17 protein-coding genes are annotated in these 16,804 nt (G+C 72.0%); 10 read left to right on the forward strand and 7 right to left on the reverse strand.

Annotation, left to right across the window (positions count from 1 at the left end; translation table 11 throughout):
* Nucleotides 1-16: 16 nt before the first annotated feature.
* Complete coding sequence (locus tag ACWGH4_RS15255; protein WP_453460380.1) at nt 17-1,627, reverse strand: MFS transporter; 1,611 nt, start codon at nt 1,625-1,627, stop codon at nt 17-19.
* 116 nt (nt 1,628-1,743) lie between these two features.
* Between ACWGH4_RS15255 and ACWGH4_RS15260 the strand changes: the two genes are divergently transcribed.
* From ACWGH4_RS15260 to ACWGH4_RS15290, 7 genes are all read left to right on the forward strand, one after another.
* Nucleotides 1,744-2,409, forward strand: a complete 666-nt coding sequence (locus tag ACWGH4_RS15260) for a TetR/AcrR family transcriptional regulator (RefSeq protein WP_453460382.1) — start codon at nt 1,744-1,746, stop codon at nt 2,407-2,409.
* A 172-nt stretch (nt 2,410-2,581) separates the two neighbouring features.
* On the forward strand, nt 2,582-3,784 hold the full coding sequence (locus tag ACWGH4_RS15265) for an alpha/beta hydrolase (RefSeq protein WP_453460385.1): 1,203 nt from the start codon (nt 2,582-2,584) through the stop codon (nt 3,782-3,784).
* A gap of 84 nt (nt 3,785-3,868) precedes the next feature.
* A complete protein-coding gene (locus ACWGH4_RS15270) occupies nt 3,869-4,729 on the forward strand; it encodes a DUF4429 domain-containing protein (protein WP_441262832.1) in 861 nt (286 codons plus the stop codon).
* A 95-nt stretch (nt 4,730-4,824) separates the two neighbouring features.
* A complete protein-coding gene (locus ACWGH4_RS15275) occupies nt 4,825-6,207 on the forward strand; it encodes a histidine kinase (RefSeq protein WP_441262833.1) in 1,383 nt (460 codons plus the stop codon).
* Entirely contained in the window at nt 6,204-6,887 is a 684-nt protein-coding gene (locus tag ACWGH4_RS15280; protein WP_441262834.1) for a response regulator, read from the forward strand. Before ACWGH4_RS15275 ends, ACWGH4_RS15280 begins: the two co-directional genes overlap by 4 nt.
* Nucleotides 6,888-7,036: 149 nt before the next feature.
* Nucleotides 7,037-8,149, forward strand: coding sequence for an alpha/beta hydrolase (locus ACWGH4_RS15285; RefSeq protein ID WP_453460390.1), 1,113 nt, complete (start codon nt 7,037-7,039; stop codon nt 8,147-8,149).
* Nucleotides 8,146-9,342: an acyltransferase family protein gene (locus ACWGH4_RS15290; RefSeq protein ID WP_453460393.1), complete on the forward strand. Its 1,197-nt coding sequence runs from the start codon at nt 8,146-8,148 to the stop codon at nt 9,340-9,342. Before ACWGH4_RS15285 ends, ACWGH4_RS15290 begins: the two co-directional genes overlap by 4 nt.
* A gap of 104 nt (nt 9,343-9,446) precedes the next feature.
* Here ACWGH4_RS15290 and ACWGH4_RS15295 read toward each other — a convergent pair whose 3' ends face one another.
* On the reverse strand, nt 9,447-10,322 hold the full coding sequence (locus ACWGH4_RS15295) for a sigma-70 family RNA polymerase sigma factor (protein ID WP_453460396.1): 876 nt from the start codon (nt 10,320-10,322) through the stop codon (nt 9,447-9,449).
* A gap of 86 nt (nt 10,323-10,408) precedes the next feature.
* On the opposite strand from ACWGH4_RS15295, the gene ACWGH4_RS15300 reads away from it, so the two are divergent.
* Entirely contained in the window at nt 10,409-10,867 is a 459-nt protein-coding gene (locus tag ACWGH4_RS15300) for a carboxymuconolactone decarboxylase family protein (protein ID WP_453460399.1), read from the forward strand.
* A gap of 257 nt (nt 10,868-11,124) precedes the next feature.
* Here ACWGH4_RS15300 and ACWGH4_RS15305 read toward each other — a convergent pair whose 3' ends face one another.
* Complete coding sequence (locus ACWGH4_RS15305) at nt 11,125-12,138, reverse strand: aldo/keto reductase (RefSeq protein ID WP_453460402.1); 1,014 nt, start codon at nt 12,136-12,138, stop codon at nt 11,125-11,127.
* A gap of 4 nt (nt 12,139-12,142) precedes the next feature.
* Nucleotides 12,143-12,598 (reverse strand): MerR family transcriptional regulator, encoded by a 456-nt coding sequence (locus tag ACWGH4_RS15310; protein WP_441262840.1) that lies wholly within the window; start codon nt 12,596-12,598, stop codon nt 12,143-12,145.
* 86 nt (nt 12,599-12,684) lie between these two features.
* On the opposite strand from ACWGH4_RS15310, the gene ACWGH4_RS15315 reads away from it, so the two are divergent.
* Nucleotides 12,685-13,149 (forward strand): GNAT family N-acetyltransferase, encoded by a 465-nt coding sequence (locus tag ACWGH4_RS15315; protein WP_453460405.1) that lies wholly within the window; start codon nt 12,685-12,687, stop codon nt 13,147-13,149.
* A 20-nt stretch (nt 13,150-13,169) separates the two neighbouring features.
* Complete coding sequence (locus ACWGH4_RS15320) at nt 13,170-13,985, forward strand: serine hydrolase domain-containing protein (protein ID WP_453460408.1); 816 nt, start codon at nt 13,170-13,172, stop codon at nt 13,983-13,985.
* Between the two features lie 31 nt (nt 13,986-14,016).
* Here the strand turns inward: ACWGH4_RS15320 and ACWGH4_RS15325 are convergent, their stop codons facing one another.
* The 3 genes from ACWGH4_RS15325 to ACWGH4_RS15335 are packed head-to-tail and all read right to left on the reverse strand — an operon-like array spanning nt 14,017 to nt 16,765.
* Nucleotides 14,017-14,601, reverse strand: a complete 585-nt coding sequence (locus ACWGH4_RS15325; RefSeq protein ID WP_453460410.1) for a hypothetical protein — start codon at nt 14,599-14,601, stop codon at nt 14,017-14,019.
* Nucleotides 14,598-16,088, reverse strand: coding sequence for an ATP-binding protein (locus tag ACWGH4_RS15330; protein ID WP_453460413.1), 1,491 nt, complete (start codon nt 16,086-16,088; stop codon nt 14,598-14,600). Before ACWGH4_RS15330 ends, ACWGH4_RS15325 begins: the two co-directional genes overlap by 4 nt.
* Nucleotides 16,085-16,765: a response regulator transcription factor gene (locus ACWGH4_RS15335; RefSeq protein WP_159692327.1), complete on the reverse strand. Its 681-nt coding sequence runs from the start codon at nt 16,763-16,765 to the stop codon at nt 16,085-16,087. Before ACWGH4_RS15335 ends, ACWGH4_RS15330 begins: the two co-directional genes overlap by 4 nt.
* Between the last annotated feature and the right edge of the window lie 39 nt (nt 16,766-16,804).

Genomic DNA, 16,804 nt, shown 5'->3' on the forward strand with positions numbered 1-16,804 from the left:
ATGTACGCGGTTGACGTCAGATGTGGGCGGCGCCCGCACCCGCCTCCGCGTTCTCGCCACGCTTGGTGAGCACGGCCACCAGGGCCGCGACGACCGCGACGATGCCGGCGACCGTGAACGCCAGGCCCATGCCTGACATGAACGTGTCGTGGATGACGTCACCGATCCTGGTGACGAGGTCCGGCGTCATGCCGGGGGCCTGGGCCAGTTCGCCGGGGACGGTGCCGAACTCGGCGGCCTGCTCCAGCCGCGGGTCCGCCGGGGCGGGGATGCCCGCCTCCTTCCAGTTGGCCGCGAACTCGGCGCTGACCTTGGCGGACATCACCGCGCCGAGGACGGCCGTGCCGAGCGCGCCGCCGACCTGCATGGCGGCCTGCTGGAGACCGCCGGCGACGCCGGAGAGCTCCATCGGGGCGTTGCCGACGATGACCTCGGTGGCACCGACCATGACCGGCGCGAGGCCGAGGCCGAGGAGCGCGAACCAGAGGGACATCGCGAAGGTGCCCGTCCCCTCGGAGAGGGTGGTCATGCCGAACATGGCGACGGCGGTGCAGACCATGCCGCCGACCAGCGGCACACGCGGGCCGAACTTGGTGATCAGCGCCCCCGCCAGCGGCGAGGAGACGATCATCATTCCGGTGAGCGGCAGCAGCCGCAGACCGCTGTCGACCGGGCTCATCTCCTGGACGCCCTGGAGGAAGAACGTCACGAAGAACAGGCCGCCCATGAAGGCGAACGCCATCAGCACCATCAGCACCACGCCGGCGCTGAGCGGGACGGACCGGAACATGGCGAGCGGCACGAGCGGCTCGTCGACCTTGCTCTCCCAGAAGGCGAACAGGCCGAACAGCACCACAGCACCGGCCAGCCAGCCGAGGGTGGCGGCGGAGCCCCAGCCCCACTCCCCGGCCTTGATCAGCGGCCAGATGAGGCTGAACATCGCGCCCGACAGCAGCAGGATGCCGAGGATGTCGAACGACTTCGGGGCGTTCTCCGCGCGGTGGTCCTTCAGGATGACCAGGCCGAGGACCACGGCGAGGATGCCGACGGGCACGTTGATGAAGAACACCGACTGCCAGCTGACGTGCTCGACGAGCAGGCCGCCGACGATCGGGCCGCCGGCCGTCGAGGCGCCGATGACCATGCCCCAGATGCCGATCGCCATGTTCAGCTTCTCGGCGGGGAACGTGGCGCGCAGCAGGCCGAGCGCCGCCGGCATCAGCAGGGCGCCGAAGAGGCCCTGCAGCACCCGGAAGACAATGACGAGCAGGATGGAGTCGGACAGGCCGATGGCCGCGGAGGCGGCGGCGAAGCCGGCGATGCCTATGAGGAAGGTCTGCCGGTGGCCGAAGCGGTCACCGAGCTTGCCGGCTGTGATCAGTGCCACGGCAAGTGCGAGCAGATAGCCGTTGGTGATCCATTGGACGTCGGCGAGCGAGGCGTCGAGGTCATCCTGGATCGCGGGATTGGCAATCGCGACGATCGTGCCGTCCAGCGCGACCATCATCACGCCGATGGCCACGGAGAACAGGGTCAGCCAGGGGTGGCCGCGAAGCCCCTTGACCGGTGCCGGAGCGGAGTCCTGGGGATCCCTCGGCGCCTTTTCGACGGTGGTCTGACTAGTCATGCGAGAAGACTAATGACAGCGACTGACAGTTGACAAACGAGTTCACTAGTCGGTAACTGTCACGTGACTCAGCGGACAATGGACGCAGGTGGAAGCAGCGAAATGAGGAACATGAAGTGACCACGGCCGAGCCGACCGGGCTGCGCGCCCGCAAGAAACAGCGCACCCGAGACGCACTGGTACGTGTCGCCCTCGAGCTGTTCACCACCCAGGGATACGAGCGGACGACCGTCGACGAGATCGCGGAGGCCGTCGAGGTGTCCCAGCGCACCTTCTTCCGCTACTTCGCGTCCAAGGAAGAGGTCGCCTTCGCCGTCCAGGAGATCCTGGAGGCCCACTACGCCGTGGTGCTGCGCGGACGCCCCGCGGAGGAAGGCCCCTTCGAGGCCCTGCGCAACGCCGTGTTCGCCTCCTGGGACGCCATCGGGGAAGCGGTCGAGGAGATCGTTCCGCTCGATCTGTACATGCGCAGCTTCCAGATGATCGAGTCGACCCCGGCGCTGCTCGCCGCGCACATGCGCCGCTCCACCGAGACGGAGGAGGCGCTGGCCAGGCTCATCGCCGAACGGGAGGGGCTCGATGTGAACGCCGACCCCAGGCCCCGGGTGGCCGTGGCCGCGTTCAGCGGCGTGATGCGGGCCACAGGGCGGCTGTGGGGGCAGGGCGAGGATCCCAGCGTCGACGCGATCCGTTCGCTCACGGAGACGTTCCTCGACCACCTCGGTCCCGCACTGGCCGAGAACTGGCGCACCCGCGAGCGGCCCTCACCGCCCGGCCCTTGAGGCGCAGGACGCCTCCTCGCGCCCAACGACCGCCGTGCGCAGGGGAAATGTGCCCGGCCGAGCGCCGGGCCTCACGGAACGTCACCCTCCTCCCCATCAATCCCCCTTCCGACACGTGATGTACCTCACGCTCTTCGTGTAGGCCCGCACCCTTCTCCTAGGGTGTCCCGCAGTGACTTCCTTCGACTCCTCCCCCTCCCTGACCGCGTGGCGGACCCTGCTCGCCCTCGCGGTGGTGTTCGTGATGCTGGCGACCACCGGCTGGACCGCCGTACGGCACCAGCCGGGCGCCCGTGACGCTCTCGAGGCCGAACTGGCGGGCTGGAGCAAGGGACGTATAGGCGCCCGTGAACTGCCCGGTCTGGACAGCGGGCCGCAGCGGTTCGCCGCCTTCTTCATGTCGATCGGCGGCGAGCGGAGCAGGCAACTCGCCAAGGACTACCCGCGCATCGTGGGGAATCTGAACGGGGCGCCGGTCACCCTCCGGTACCTGGCCAACCGCAGGGCCCTCTCGGACTCACTCGCCCGCGAGCGCAAGCGGGTGGGCGATCCCGGGCTCACGGCCGCCGGACACCAGCAGGCCGTACGGCGGATGCACCGGTTCCAGGCGCTGATGAACCCCGACCGGCAGATCCTCTCCTTCGACCCGTCCGGTGCCGGCCGGGTGGCCGAGGTCTTCGGGGACCTGGACAGGGCCCAGCGCATCTCGGTGGTCGTGCCCGGCGTCGACACCAACCTGCTCACCTTCCAGCGGACCTCCCGCAAGTACAGCGCGCCGGTCGGCATGGCCCGGTCCCTGTACGCCGCCCAGCGGGCGGCCGCACCCGGCATGCGTACGGCCGTCATCGCATGGGGCGACTACACGAGCCCGGTCGGGGTCGGCATGGAGTCGGCCATCGGACGGCTCGCGGAGAACGGCGCCGTCCGGCTCGTCGAGCTCACCGAGGCGCTTCCGGGACGCTCCCCCGTCTCACTGTTCTGCCACAGCTACGGCTCCGTGGTCTGCGGGGTCGCCGCACGGCAACTGCCCGCCCGGGTCGGCGACGTGGCCGTCGCCGGCAGCCCCGGCATGCGGGCGGAGAACGTCGCCGGCCTGCACACGAAGGCCCGGATCTGGGCGATGCGCGACGCCGACGACTGGATCGAGGGCGTACCGCACCTGGAGGTCGGCGGGCTCGGCCACGGTGAGGACCCGGTCCTCCCGGAGTTCGGGGCGCGGGTGCTCTCCGCGGAGGGCGCCGTCGGCCATACCGGCTATTTCGAGCCGGGAACCGAGAGCGTCCGCAATTTCGCCGGCCTGGGTGTCGGCGCCTACGCCGACGTGAGTTGCGCATCGGGCACCGACACATGCCGCAGTGGTATTTCCGGTGCCTGAGCGGGCTGACGCGCGTAGAGCCCGCCCAAAAGGGGTGGCCGCCGAGGGAAGACGCGCAGGCGTGAGCCGCATACGATGAGGCACATGGGTGATGTGCTGGCCGGAATTCAAGCCACCTGGGAGTTCGAGACCGACTCCGTGCTCATCCGCTTCGAACGGGGGATCCGCACACCGAAGCTCCTCTCCTCGCTGCGCGAACGCCGCATCCCGCACGAGGCGTTGGCATCGGTGACGCTCACCCCGGGCAAGCGCGGCACGGTGGTACTGCACGCTGTGCCCAGACCGGGCGCGGATCCGCTGATGGAGGCGGCCGCCGGGCAGCTCAAGGACGTGTGCGACCCCTACCGCCTGGTGCTGCCGGCCGAGCGGGAGACGCTGGCCGAGTACTACGCCGACGAACTGCGCGCCGTCCTCGGCCCCGACGCCGGCCGGCCCGCGGACCAGTACCTCGTCTCCGCGCCCGAGGCGCCGCTCGGCTTCAAGGCCTACGACGGGAAGGCGTCCTTCGACGGCTCGCACGTGGCGTTCCGGTGGTTCTGGACGGGGGCTTCCTCCGCGAAGTGGAAGGCCGGCGACCAGAGTTTCGCCGTCTCCGAACTGTGCGGCGTCGAATGGCGCTCACCGGAGGTCTTCGACGGCTACCTGCGGCTGCTGCGCCGCGGCGCGGACGGCACGCAGGACGCGGGGCCGGCGGACCAGGACCCGGCGGCGGTCGTCTTCGGGCTCGGCTACGGACCGGTGCACGAGTCGCTGCCGTTCGCCGCGGCGGTCCTCGAATCCGTCCGCCGCCAGAACCAGACCCCGGCCCTGACCGTGCCCGCCGCCCGCCGCGACCCGGCGGACATCGCGGACCGCATACGTCACCTGGGGGACCTCCATCTGGCGGGGCTCGTGACGGACGAGGAATTCAGCCGCAAGAAGGCGGAGCTCCTGGCGGAGCTGTGACGGGGCTTCACGGGGATCGGACCACGGTATGACCCGCCACCCACGACCGGAGTACGACGCCCCGGCCACCCCGCCCCGCCTACGCTGACCCCGTCATGCCAGAAACCACCCGCCCCGGCGCCGGCACACGTATCCGCGCCCGAGCCCGCGCCGTCGCGCGGCGTGCCGGACGACGGCTCGCCGCCGACCTCGGTACGCCGTCCGCCTCCACCGCTCCCCTCCTCGGGGGCGCCGGGAGCCGCTGGCTCCGGCTGCTCCCGTACGGCGTCGCCCTCGCCTTCGTCGCCACGCTGCTGCCCGTCACCACCACCGTGCTGACCCAGGACTACAAGCTCGGCGGCGCCGTCGCCGGCGCGCTCGCCACCGCGCAGACCGCGCCGCTGCTGCTCGCCGTGACCCGCCCGCTGCAGGCATGGTGGATCGTCCTCGGCGCCGACGTGGTCGGCGCGCTGGCGCTGCTCGGCGCGGACGGCACCGGCGACAGGACCTGGCCGTGGACCCCGATGGCCGTTGTCGGCCATCTGCTGCTGATGGCCTTCCTGGGGTTGCGCGAGCCGCGCCGCACGCTCCTTGCCGTGTGGCTGGCGACCGGCGCGGCGGGCTTCGCGCTCGAACTGGTCTCGCAGGAACTCAGCGACGGCGTGCATCTGCTGCTGTTCGTGCTCAGCGGCGTCGTCCTCGTCGTCACCGGCGCGCTGCGCGAACGCGGTGACGCCCAGCGCAGACTGATCGTGCAGGAGACCATCAGCGAGGCGGAGCGGGCCCAGCGCACGCTGCTCGAGGAGCGCGCCCGTATCGCCCGTGAACTGCACGACGTCGTGGCGCACCACATGTCGGTGATCACCGTGCAGGCGGACTCGGCGCCGTACCGGATCGAGGCCCTCCCCGACGCCGCGCGGGAGGAGTTCACGTCGATCGCGGCGAGCGCGCGTGAGTCGCTGACCGAGATGCGGCGGCTGCTGTCCGTGCTGCGCAGCGAGGACGCGCAGGGCGAACGGGCCCCGCAGCCCGGTCTGGACAGGGTGCAGCAGTTGGTGGAGGCGACGGTACGGGCCGGGGTGCCGGCGGAGTTGTCGCTCGCCGCGGACCTCGGCTCCGTACCGCAGGCCGTGGACCTGTCGGGGTACCGGATCGTGCAGGAGGCGCTGGCCAATGTCGTACGGCACGCGCCCGGCGCGCCGACGCGGGTGTCGGTGACGTCCGACGGGTCCGACCTGACCGTGCTGGTCGTCAACGGCCCGGCCCCGGCGCCCACTTCGCCCCTGGAGACGACGGGGACGGGGCACGGGCTCGTCGGGATGCGGGAGCGCGTACGGTTGACCGGCGGCAGTCTCGACACCGGTCCGCTGCCGGACGGCGGTTTCCGGGTCGCGGCACGTCTTCCCCTGACCGCCGACGACACCGCCGGGACATCCGCTGAGAACGCGGGCAGGACCGGGAACAGCACGCACACCCAGCGGACCGAGGACGCCAGTTGACCATTCGCGTGATCATCGTCGACGACCAGGCCATGGTGCGCGCCGGGTTCGCCGCGCTGCTCGCGGCGCAGAGCGACATCGATGTGGTGGGCGAGGCTCCGGACGGCCGCAAGGGCGTGGAGGTCAGCCGCACCACGCACCCCGACGTGGTCCTGATGGACGTACGGATGCCGGAGATGGACGGGCTCGCCGCCGCACGTGAGCTGCTGAACCCGCCGACCGCCGTCGTGCACCGGCCCAAGGTGCTGATGCTGACGACGTTCGACGTGGACGACTACGTGTACGAGGCACTGCGCGCCGGCGCGTCCGGCTTCCTGCTGAAGGACGCGCCGCCCGCCGACCTGATCGCCGCCGTACGGATCGTCGCCGCCGGGGAGGCGCTCCTCGCGCCGTCGGTGACCCGCCGGCTGATCGCGGACTTCGCCGCACAGCGGCCCGCCCCGCGCCGGGACCCTTCGCTGCGGCTGAACGGGCTGACGCCGCGTGAGACGGAGGTCCTCGAGCTGATCGCGCGGGGCCTGTCCAACCAGGAGATCGCCGGGCATCTGGTGCTGGCCGAGCAGACCGTGAAGACACACATCGGCCGCGTGCTGGCCAAGCTCGACCTGCGCGACCGGGCCCAGGCCGTGATCTTCGCCTACGAGTCGGGCCTGGTCCGGCCCGGCGAGGCCGCGGGCTGAGGCCCGGACCGGCCGCTCCCACCCTCCTCCACCCGGTGATACTCCGGTACGACACCGGAGTTGGCTCCCCGGTGTGACGTGCCGTCACCCGTCCCCTTCCTACCTTCCTCCCGCCACAGCAACGGAGTCGGGAAGAAGGAGGCGGGCCGATGCGCCGCTACAAGAGGACCCTGGTCGCCGTCGCGTTCGCGACGACGGTGGCCGCGGGAACCACCGGATGGGCCTCGGGCAACGCACAGCACCCGGTCACGGGGCCGCCGCCGGGCAGCGCCGCGTGGACGGCGGACTCCTCGCTGGGCCGGGCCCTGCCCGATCCGGCATCGGCGGCGCCCGCGGAAGTCGCCGCGTTCTTCGGGTCGTTGAGCGACGACGAGCGGCAGTGGCTGGTCCGCCGCCATCCGCTCGTCGTCGGCAACCTCGACGGCGTGCCCGTCCGGCTGCGCTACCGGGCCAACGACCTTGCCCTGCGGGGCACCGCGTACGAGCGGCTCGCAGGGCGGCAGATCCTCGCCTTCGACCCGCGCGGCCGTGGTCAGGTCGCCGAGGTCCACGGGGACCTCGAGCGGGCCCGCCAGGTGTCCGTGGTCGTCCCCGGCTCCGACATCGACGCCGGGACCTTCGACCGGGCGAGCGACCCGTACGGCACACCCGCCGGCATGGCGACCGCCCTGCGGGCAGCGGCCGGCGGGGGCACCGCCGTCGTCGCCTGGACCGGCTACACCACGCCCGTCGGGGTCGGTCTCGACGCCGCGACCGGGAAGCTCGCGGAGGCGGGCGCGGCGCGGCTGGCCCGGTTCACCGAGGGCCTCGCCGCGACCGGCGCGCCGAAGCCCGTGCTGTTCTGCCACAGCTACGGCTCCGTCGTCTGCGGGCTCGCCGCCGACGAGGTGAACGCCCGCGACATCGTGGTGCTGGCCTCTCCCGGGATGCGCGCCGACCACGTGCGCGAGCTGCGCACGGACGCGCGGGTTTGGGCCGCCAAGGACGACTCCGACTGGATCTCCAAGGTCCCCGGCGTGCAGCTCCTCGGCCTCGGCCACGGCAACGACCCCACCGACCCGTCCTTCGGTGCCCGCCGGATCCCCGCGGAACTGGCCGAGGGGCACACCGGCTACTTCGTGCCGGGCACCGACTCGCTGCGCGCGTTCGCCGCGATCGCGAACGGGGCCGCCGACCCGGGCGGGGCCGGCGTCGCGGACCCGACCGCCGTCGGGGACCGGGCCGCCGTCGCGGGCGGAAGCCTGGAAGGAGTGGCGCGATGAGGCTCGTCGATAAGATCGAGGCCCAGACGCCCGCCCACCGTGACCGCGCCATCGACGGGCTGCGGGCGCTCGCCCTGCTCGCCGTACCGACCGGCCACTGGCTGCTCGGCGGCTTCACCCTCGACACGGACGGCGCGCTGCACAACGCCAGCCCGCTCACGGCGTTCGGCTTCTTCGCGCCGGTCAGCTGGGTGCTTCAGATGCTGGGAGTCTTCTTCCTCGTCGGCGGTCACGCGTCCGTCCTCTCCTACCACCGCCGCAGCGGCAGCACCGGTGCGTGGCTGAGGCAGCGCGTCGCCCGCCTCGGCCGGCCGGTCCTCGGCGTCACCGCCGTGTGGGCCGTGCTGATCCCGGTGCTGTGGTGGCTCGGGGTACCCGGCGACACGTTGCGGACCGGGTCGACGCTGGTGGTGCAACCCCTGTGGTTCGTGGGCGTGTACACAGTGATCACCGCCCTCACCCCGTACTGCGTACGCGCCGCCCGCCGCATGGGCGCGTGGGCGGCGGCGCCACTGCTGCTCACCGTCGCGGTGGTCGACCTGCTGCGGTACGGGCCGTACGCCGACGCCGGCGCGGTGCCGGGGTGGCTCGGAGTCGTCAACATCCTCCCCGGCTGGCTGTTCGCCTACCAGCTCGGAGTGAGCTGGGGCGAGGGCCGCGTCGGGCGCCGCCATGCGCGGGGGCTCCTGATCGGCGGCATGGCGCTGTTCGCGATGCTGCTGCTCGTCTTCGACTACCCGGCGTCAATGGTCGGCGTGCCCGGCGAGGCCCGCACCAACTCGCATCCGCCGTCGCTGCTGGTCCTCGCGCTGGCCGCGGCGCAGAGCGGGGCGGCGATCCTGCTGCACGGCCGGCTCGGCCGGCTGCTGAGCCGGCCCGCGCTGTGGGCGCCGGTGGTCGTCGTCAACCTGTCGGCGATGACGATCCTGTGCTGGCACCAGACGGCGATGCTGGCGGCGGCCGTACCGGCGTCCTTCCTCGGGGAGATCCCCGGCCTGACCACGCCGCCGGACTCGATCCTCTGGATCCTGGCGAGGGTGGCGTGGCTGCCGGTGTTCGCGTGCCTGCTGGCGCTGATCGCCCGCCGGGCGCGGGTCTTCGAGACGCCGTGGCCGCAGGGCGCGCGGGGTGCGCGTGCGGTGGCGGGGGCGCTGGCGGTGGGGTTCGCGGTGTTCGCGTTCGGGTGGGCGTGACGGTGGGCGTCGCCGCTGAGGGGGGGCGTGTTCTCCCCTCCTCCCACGGCCCGGCGGCCGTGGGAGGTGCACATCGAGTACGAGCGGCCAGCGCCGGTAGGGAGTCACACCGGGTCCGGCAGGCCCATGAGTGCGAGTTCGGCCGGGTCGACCACCGCGGTGATCTCGGTGATGCGGCCGTCGGCGACGGTGAAGGCCAGGACTGCGAGGGGGGTGCCGTCCTCGTTCCAGGAGATGACGCCGGGGCGGCCGTTGACGATTGCCGCGTGTCCGCGTGCCGCACCGCCGGCCACTCGTGCGCGGGTGGCGACTTCGGTGGCTCCGAGGGTGACGAACCGGCCGGTGGGCGTGTGGACGGTGAACTTCACTTCGGGGTGGAGAACCTGCAGCAGTTGCTCGAACCGACCGTCGCCGGCCGCCGCCAGAAAGGCCTGCACCACCTCGCGTTGCTGACGTCCTGCGCTCTCCGGCCGCGGGGCGGCCCGTACTTTTCTGCGGGCGCGGCTGGTGAGCATCTTCGTGGCGTCTGCGGACTTGCCGAGGATGGTGCCGATCTCTCCGTGGGGCACGGCGAACACGTCGTGCAGCACGAACGCCAGTCGTTCGTCCGGGCGCAGCGAGTCGAGAACCGTAAGGAGCGCGAGGCCGACGGAGTCCCCGAGTTCCACGAGGTCTTCCGGAGCAGGACCGTCGTCGAGCGTCACGGTGTACTCGGCCGGCCGGTCGTCCAAGGAGACTTCCGGGCGGGTCCGGCCCGACCGCAGGACATCGAGGCTGATGCGGCCGACCACGGTGGTCAGCCAGCCGCCGAGGTTGTGGATGGTGTCGGTGTCCTGGCGGGAGAGACGCAGCCACGCCTCCTGGACCACGTCCTCCGCGTCGGCGTGCGATCCGAGCACGCGGTGGGCGACGGCTCGTAGCCGGTCGCGATGGGACTCGAAGGCATCGGCGATCGGATCCGTGGGCCGGGTACCGGGCATGGCGTTACCTCCGTGGAAGGCGCTCCGTCATAGGGGTGACGGGCACAAGCCCCGCAACGTAACGCGATGAAGGAGAGCACGCTCGCATGGAGAACCGACTCAAGAACAAGAGCACGAACAACCCCGACTTGTGGACCGCGATCCAGCACCTCCACAAGGCGATAGCCGCCGGGGGCGTCGACCCGAAACTGCTTGTGCTGGTGCACCTGCGCGTCAGCCAGATCAACAGCTGCTCGGCGTGCGTCCACGCCAGTGTCGCCGGGGGGAAGAAGGCCGGTGAGACCGACGAGCGGCTGCACAACGTGGTGGCATGGCGTGAGGCGCCGTTCTACACCGCTGCGGAGCGGGCGGCACTGGCGCTGGCCGAGGCCGCGACGCGGTTGCAGGACGGTGCGGAGGGCGTGACCGACGAGGTCTGGGAAGAGGTCGACGCCCATTTCACCGAGGAGCAGATCGGCGCGATCAACCTGGAGATCGCGCTGACCAACTTCTTCAACCGGCTCAACCGCACCGTCAAGGAACCGGCCGGCCGGACCTGGGGCTGAGCCCGGTGTGGCACTCACCCACCGACCGCTCAGTGGCAACCGAACTGCGGCCGGTGCGACGGTGGCCGGGGGCCATGTAGCGCCGGTGCCACCACCCGGTTATCAGGCACGAGGCCAAGAGCCGAACTTACGGCTGTGGGACGCGGACGGTGCGGAGCACGGTGGACGGGTCCGGGCGGAGCCCGGTCACGGGAAGTGGGGATCCCCCCACGACCGCAAGGCCGTAGGGAGGGGTGTGGGAAACGTCCCCGCAGGTACTACTCCCGCGCCGTCGACGTCGACGACATGTCCGGGTACCGGTCGCCCGCCACCCGCCCCGCCACCGGCTCCAGCGACGCCAGCTCCGCCTCCGTCAGGACCAGCCGCGTCGCCGCCAGGTTCTCCCGCAGGCGCGTGGGCCTGCGGGTGCCCGGGATGGGGACGACCGTCAGGCCGTGGGCGTCGGCACGCTGGTGGACCCAGGCCAGCGCCACCTGAGCCGCGCTCGCCCCGCGCGCCGCCGCGATCTTGTGGACGGGCTCCAGGAGCGCGGCGTTCCGCTGCGCGTTGTCCCCCGTGAAGCGGGGCTGGTGGCGGCGGAAGTCGTCCTCGGACAGGTCCTTGCCGGCGTCGGTGAACGCGCCGGTGAGGAAGCCCCGGCCGAGGGGCGAGTACGGCACGAGCGTGACACCGAGTTCGGCGGCCGCGCCGGCCGCACTGCGCTCCACGTCGCGGCTGAAGAGGGACCATTCCGACTGGAGGGCCGCGATGGGGTGCACGGCGTGCGCCTCGCGCAGTTCGGCGCCGGTCACCTCGCTGAGCCCGAGGTGCTTGACGAGGCCCCGTTCGACGAGTTCCGCCATCGCGCCGACGGACTCCTCGAGCGGCACGGCCGGGTCGCGCCGGTGCATGTAGTAGAGGTCGATGACGTCGACGCCGAGCCGCCGCAGACTGCCTTCGACGGATTGCCGGATGTACGCGGGGTCGTTGCGCACGGCCCGGTAGTGGGGGTCGTCGTTCCGTACGATGGCGAACTTGGTGGCGAGCGTGATCTCGTCCCGGTGCGCGGCGACGAACGGCGCGAGGAACTCCTCGTTGGCGCCCCGCCCGTACACGTCGGCCGTGTCGAAGAGGGTCACGCCCTCGGCGAGCGCCACCTCGAGGGTATCCCTCGCCGCCGCCTCGTCGGTGTCGCCGTAGAACTCGCTCATGCCCATGCAGCCGAGGCCCTGGACGCCGACGACGGGTCCTTCCGTGCCGAGGCGCACCTGTGCGATCTTGCTGTCGTTCATCAGTTCAGGACCTCTCCGGAGCCCGCCGGGCGTCCGCGTAGAACTCGATCTTGTGGTCCAGGACGGCGAGGGTGTCGTGGAGTTCGGCGATCCGGGCGAGCACGTCGCGCCGGGTGCGCTGGAGCAGTTCCGCGCGTGCCTCGAAGGTCGACTCGCCCTCCCGGACCATCTCGGCGTACGTGACCATGTCGGCGACGGGCATCCCCGTCAGCCGCAGTTTGCCGACGAAGGCCAGCCAGTCCAGGTCGCGGTTGGTGAACCGCCGCTGGCCCGTGTGGGAACGGTCGACGTGCGGCATCAGGCCGATCCGCTCGTACCAGCGCAGGGTGTGCGCGGTGAGTCCGGTGAAGGCGACAACTTCGCTGATGGTGTAGCGGTCCTGCCCTTCGGGACGCGGGTGCGCGCGGGGGGCGGCCTTGCAGAGATCGGTCCTGGCGGGGGTGCTCTCGATCACCGTCATGCCCTCCACGCTAAAACGTTGGAGTGCACTCGAAGCAAGCTCAATCCGCTGGCATTTCCGGCACGGCCGGAATTAGCCTGCTGATCATGAGCCTCTCCCGCCGCGCCACCCCCGCCGATGCCGAAGAGCTGGTCCGTCTCCGCAAGGTCATGACGGACTCCGTCGCCGGGCCGAGTCCCGATGTCAGCTGGCAGCCCGCGGCCGTGGCGACGCTGCGCGACCGGCTCGCGGACCCGGACGGCACCCTCACGGCGTTCGTCGTCGAGCGTCCGGGCGGCGGGCTCGCCGCGTGCGCGGTCGGCACCATCGAGTACCGGCTCGGCAGTCCGGGCAACCCGGAGGGCACCTGCGGCTATGTCTTCAGTGTCGCCACGGACGAGGACATGCGCCGCCGCGGCTGTTCACGCGCCTGCGTGGAGGGGCTGCTCGGCTGGTTCCGTGAGCGCGGCGTCCGCAAGATCGATCTGCGCGCCTCCGAGGACGGCGAGCCGCTGTACGCCTCCCTGGGCTTCGTCCGCACCCCTGACCCGGCGATGCGGCTGACTCTGTAGCACCGTTTAGGCTCGTAGCCATGCAGAGCCTGGCGATGATCGAGAACTGGCCGGTACCGACCGCGGCGGCCGCCGTCGTACGAGCGGACGGCTCGGTCGCCGGTTCGTACGGCCCGACGGACCGGCGCTTCCCCCTCGCCTCCGTGACGAAGCCGCTCGCCGCCTACGCGGCGCTGGTCGCGTACGAGGAGGGCGCGATCGAGCTCGACGAGCCCGCCGGCCCGGAGGGGGCCACCGTCCGGCACCTGCTCGCGCACACGTCGGGGCTGGCCTTCGACGAGCACCGGGCCATGGCCGCGCCCGGCACCCGCCGGCTGTACTCGAACGCCGGCTTCGAGGTGCTCGGCGACCACATCGCCAAGGCCACCGACATCCCGTTCGCCGACTATCTCCACCAGGCCGTGCTGGAGCCGCTCGGCATGACGTCCACCACGCTGGACGGCTCCCCCGCCAAGGACGGTGTGTCGACCGTCGACGACCTGGCGCGGTTCGCGGCCGAGGTGCAGGCGCCGCGGCTGCTCGACGCGCGGACCGTGCTCGAGGCCATGACGGTCGTCCACCCCGGCCTGTCCGGTGTGCTGCCCGGTTACGGGAACCAGAAGCCCAACGACTGGGGTCTGGGCTTCGAGATCCGCGACTCCAAGTCCCCGCACTGGACGGGTGCTTCGTCCTCGCCGCGCACCTTCGGCCACTTCGGCCAGTCCGGCACCTTCCTGTGGATCGACCCGGACGCGCGGGCGGCGTGCGTGGCGCTCACCGACCGGGCCTTCGGGCCGTGGGCGATCGAGGCGTGGCCCGCGTTCACGGACGCGGTGCTGGCGGAGCTGCGCGGCTGACGGGGCCGTCCCGCCGATCGCTACGGGGGGATCAGCCCGTCTCCGAAGGGGTCACGGTCGGCGCCGGACGGCGGGCCCCGTTGTCGCAGGTCGCGGCGGGCTGTGCGCCGTCCGCGCCCACCAGGACCACCGGCACACCGCCGTTGTCGCTCTCCGCGTAAGCGACGGTGCACACGAGCTGCTGCCGGGCGACCCTGGTCAGCGGGGCCAGCGACGTGTCCAGGGTGAGCCTCGCTGTGCCCCCGGACACCTCGGTCCCCACCACGGTCGACGGATCGGGAAGCGACGGCGCGTTGCTCAGCCCGGCCCGTTTCTCGGCCGCGTTCGGGCCGGCCAGGAGGGCCGCGACCGTCTTGGCGGTCGACGGCCGCTCCGGGGCAGTGATCGACTCCGGGCCGACGGCCCCGTTCCAGACCGTCGTGTCGACCGATCTCGGCGACGGCACCAGCAGTCCGTCCGGGGAGAGGAAGAACGCCATCATGCGGTGCTCGCGGGCCGGCAGGACGTCGAGCGTCGCCGGTCCGCCCGCCTCGATGACGTCCGTCTTCTGGATGCCGCAGCCGGTGAGCGCGAGCAGCGCCGCCAAGGCCGTCGCCGCGCGGACGCGCCGTCTCATGCCGTCGCCTCCTGGCTGCCGTGCGGCCCGTGCGGCCCGTGCAGCGGGATCTCGACGGTGAGGACGGCCCCGCCGTCCGGTCCGTTCACGGCCCGGATCGTCCCGCCGTGCAGGCGGACGTTCTCCTGGGTGATGGCCAGTCCGAGCCCGCTTCCGGCCGAGCGGGTGCGGGCCGCGTCGGCCTTGTAGAACCGTTCGAAGATGTGCGGCAGCACGTCGGGCCGGATGCCGGGTCCGCTGTCGGCCACGTCGACGACCAGCAGTTCGCCCTGGACCGACAGCCGTACGGTGACAGGTTCCGAGCCGTGCCGCAGCGCGTTGCCGACCAGGTTCGCGACGACGACGTCGAAGCGCCGCGGATCGAGGCGCGCCCGGATGCCGTCGGGGAGGTCGGTGCGGACCCGCTCGCCCCAGCGGCGGTGGTCCAGGGTCTTGCGGACGGTCTCGCCGACGTCGACCTCGTCGGTGTTCAGTTCCGCCGCGCGGGCGTCGAACCGGGAGATCTCCATCAGGTCCTCGACGAGCACGGCGAGTTTGCCTGTCTCGGCGCTGATCAGCCGCACGGCCCGCGCGGTGTCCGGGTCCAGGCCGTCGGCGTCCTCGTCGAGCACCTCGGTGACGGCGAGCATCCCGGCCAGCGGGGTGCGCAGCTCGTGCGAGACGTCGGAGGCGAAGCGCCGGGCCCTCGCCTCCGCCTGCTGCAGCTCGTCCACGGACCGTTCGAGCTGGCCCGCGGACTCGTTGAACGTGCGGGCCAGGTCGGCGAGTTCGTCGCTGCCCCGGACCGGGATACGGGTGTCCAGCCGACCGCTGCCCATCGAGCGGGCGGCGCGCCGGAGTTGACGCACCGGGCGCAGCACACCGCGCGCCGCGATCAGCGCGGGTATCAGGGCGACGGCGAGTCCGGGCAGTGCCCCGTCGCGGGCGGCGGTGACGAGGGCGTCGACGTTCGCCTCCTCGTCGGTCATCCGCATCACGGCGAACAGCACGAGTCCGCTGGGCATGCTGCTGCCGGGGCCGGTGCGCACCAGGACGGGCACCCCGATGGTCAGGTACGGAACGCCATTGCTGACGACCCGTTGGAAGCTGCCCCGGGAGCGGGCGAGGGTCATGCGTCGCAGATCCGGCGTGATGACGGTCGATGCGGGGTTGGTGCCGGAGGACACGCGCAGCGAACCGTACTCGGCGAAGACGACCCAGGGGTGCGGCTTGGACTTGCTCGCGATCACGAAGAGGTACTCCCGGAGCATCGCCGGGTCGATCGGCAGCTCCGGGGCCAGGGTCTCGACCTGCTCGCGGAACGAGGCGACCGCGGTGTCCTGGGCGCTGGCCAGGACGGCGCTGCGCGCCTCGCGGTAGGTGAGGGTGGCGGTGGTCCCCGCGCTGACCGCGGCGACCAGCAGGAACGCGAGGACGAGGCGGGTGCGCAGCCCGAAGGGGGCGATCCGGCGGTCACGGGCCGCGTCGCCCGTGCGGCGGCGGGTCACAGCGGTCCGAAGCGGTAGCCGAAGCCCCGCAGGGTCTGTATGTAGCGCGGACTGCCCGGTGTGTCCTCGATCTTGTTGCGCAGCCGCCGTACGCACGCGTCGACGAGCCGCGCGTCACCGTGGTAGCTGTGCTCCCAGACGTGTTCCAGCAGCTGCTGGCGGCTGAACACCTGCTCCGGCGCGGCGGTCAGGTGCAGGAGCAGCTTCATCTCGGAGGGCGCCAGGGCGAGGCGTTCGCCGTTCTTGGCGACGGTGAGCCCCGCGCGGTCGATCGCGAGTTCGCCGTGGAACTCGACGGACGGACGGCCGCCCGGCGCCTCCATCCTGCGCAGCACGGCACGGATACGGGCCTCGATGACCTCGGTGCGGGCGGGTTTGACGATGTAGTCGTCGGCGCCCGCCTCGAGGCCGATGACGACGTCGAAGTCGTCGCCGCGGGCGGTGAGCATGATGATCGGCAGCTGGCTGTCCTCCCGTACCCGGCGGCAGACCTGTACGCCGTTCATGCCGGGCAGCATCAGGTCCAGCAGCAGCAGGTCGGGACGGAACTCGGCGAGCGCGGCGAGCCCGGACTCGCCGGTGGCCGCGGTCCGCACCTCGTGACCGCGGCGGCGCAGCCCGAGCTCGACGCCTTCGCGTACGGAGGGGTCGTCTTCGATGAGGAGGACGCGGGGCATCGGTGGGGCTCCAGGTCGTGATCAGCGGCGGGTGGGCAG

This window comes from Streptomyces sp. NPDC054847 (genome assembly GCF_053610925.1).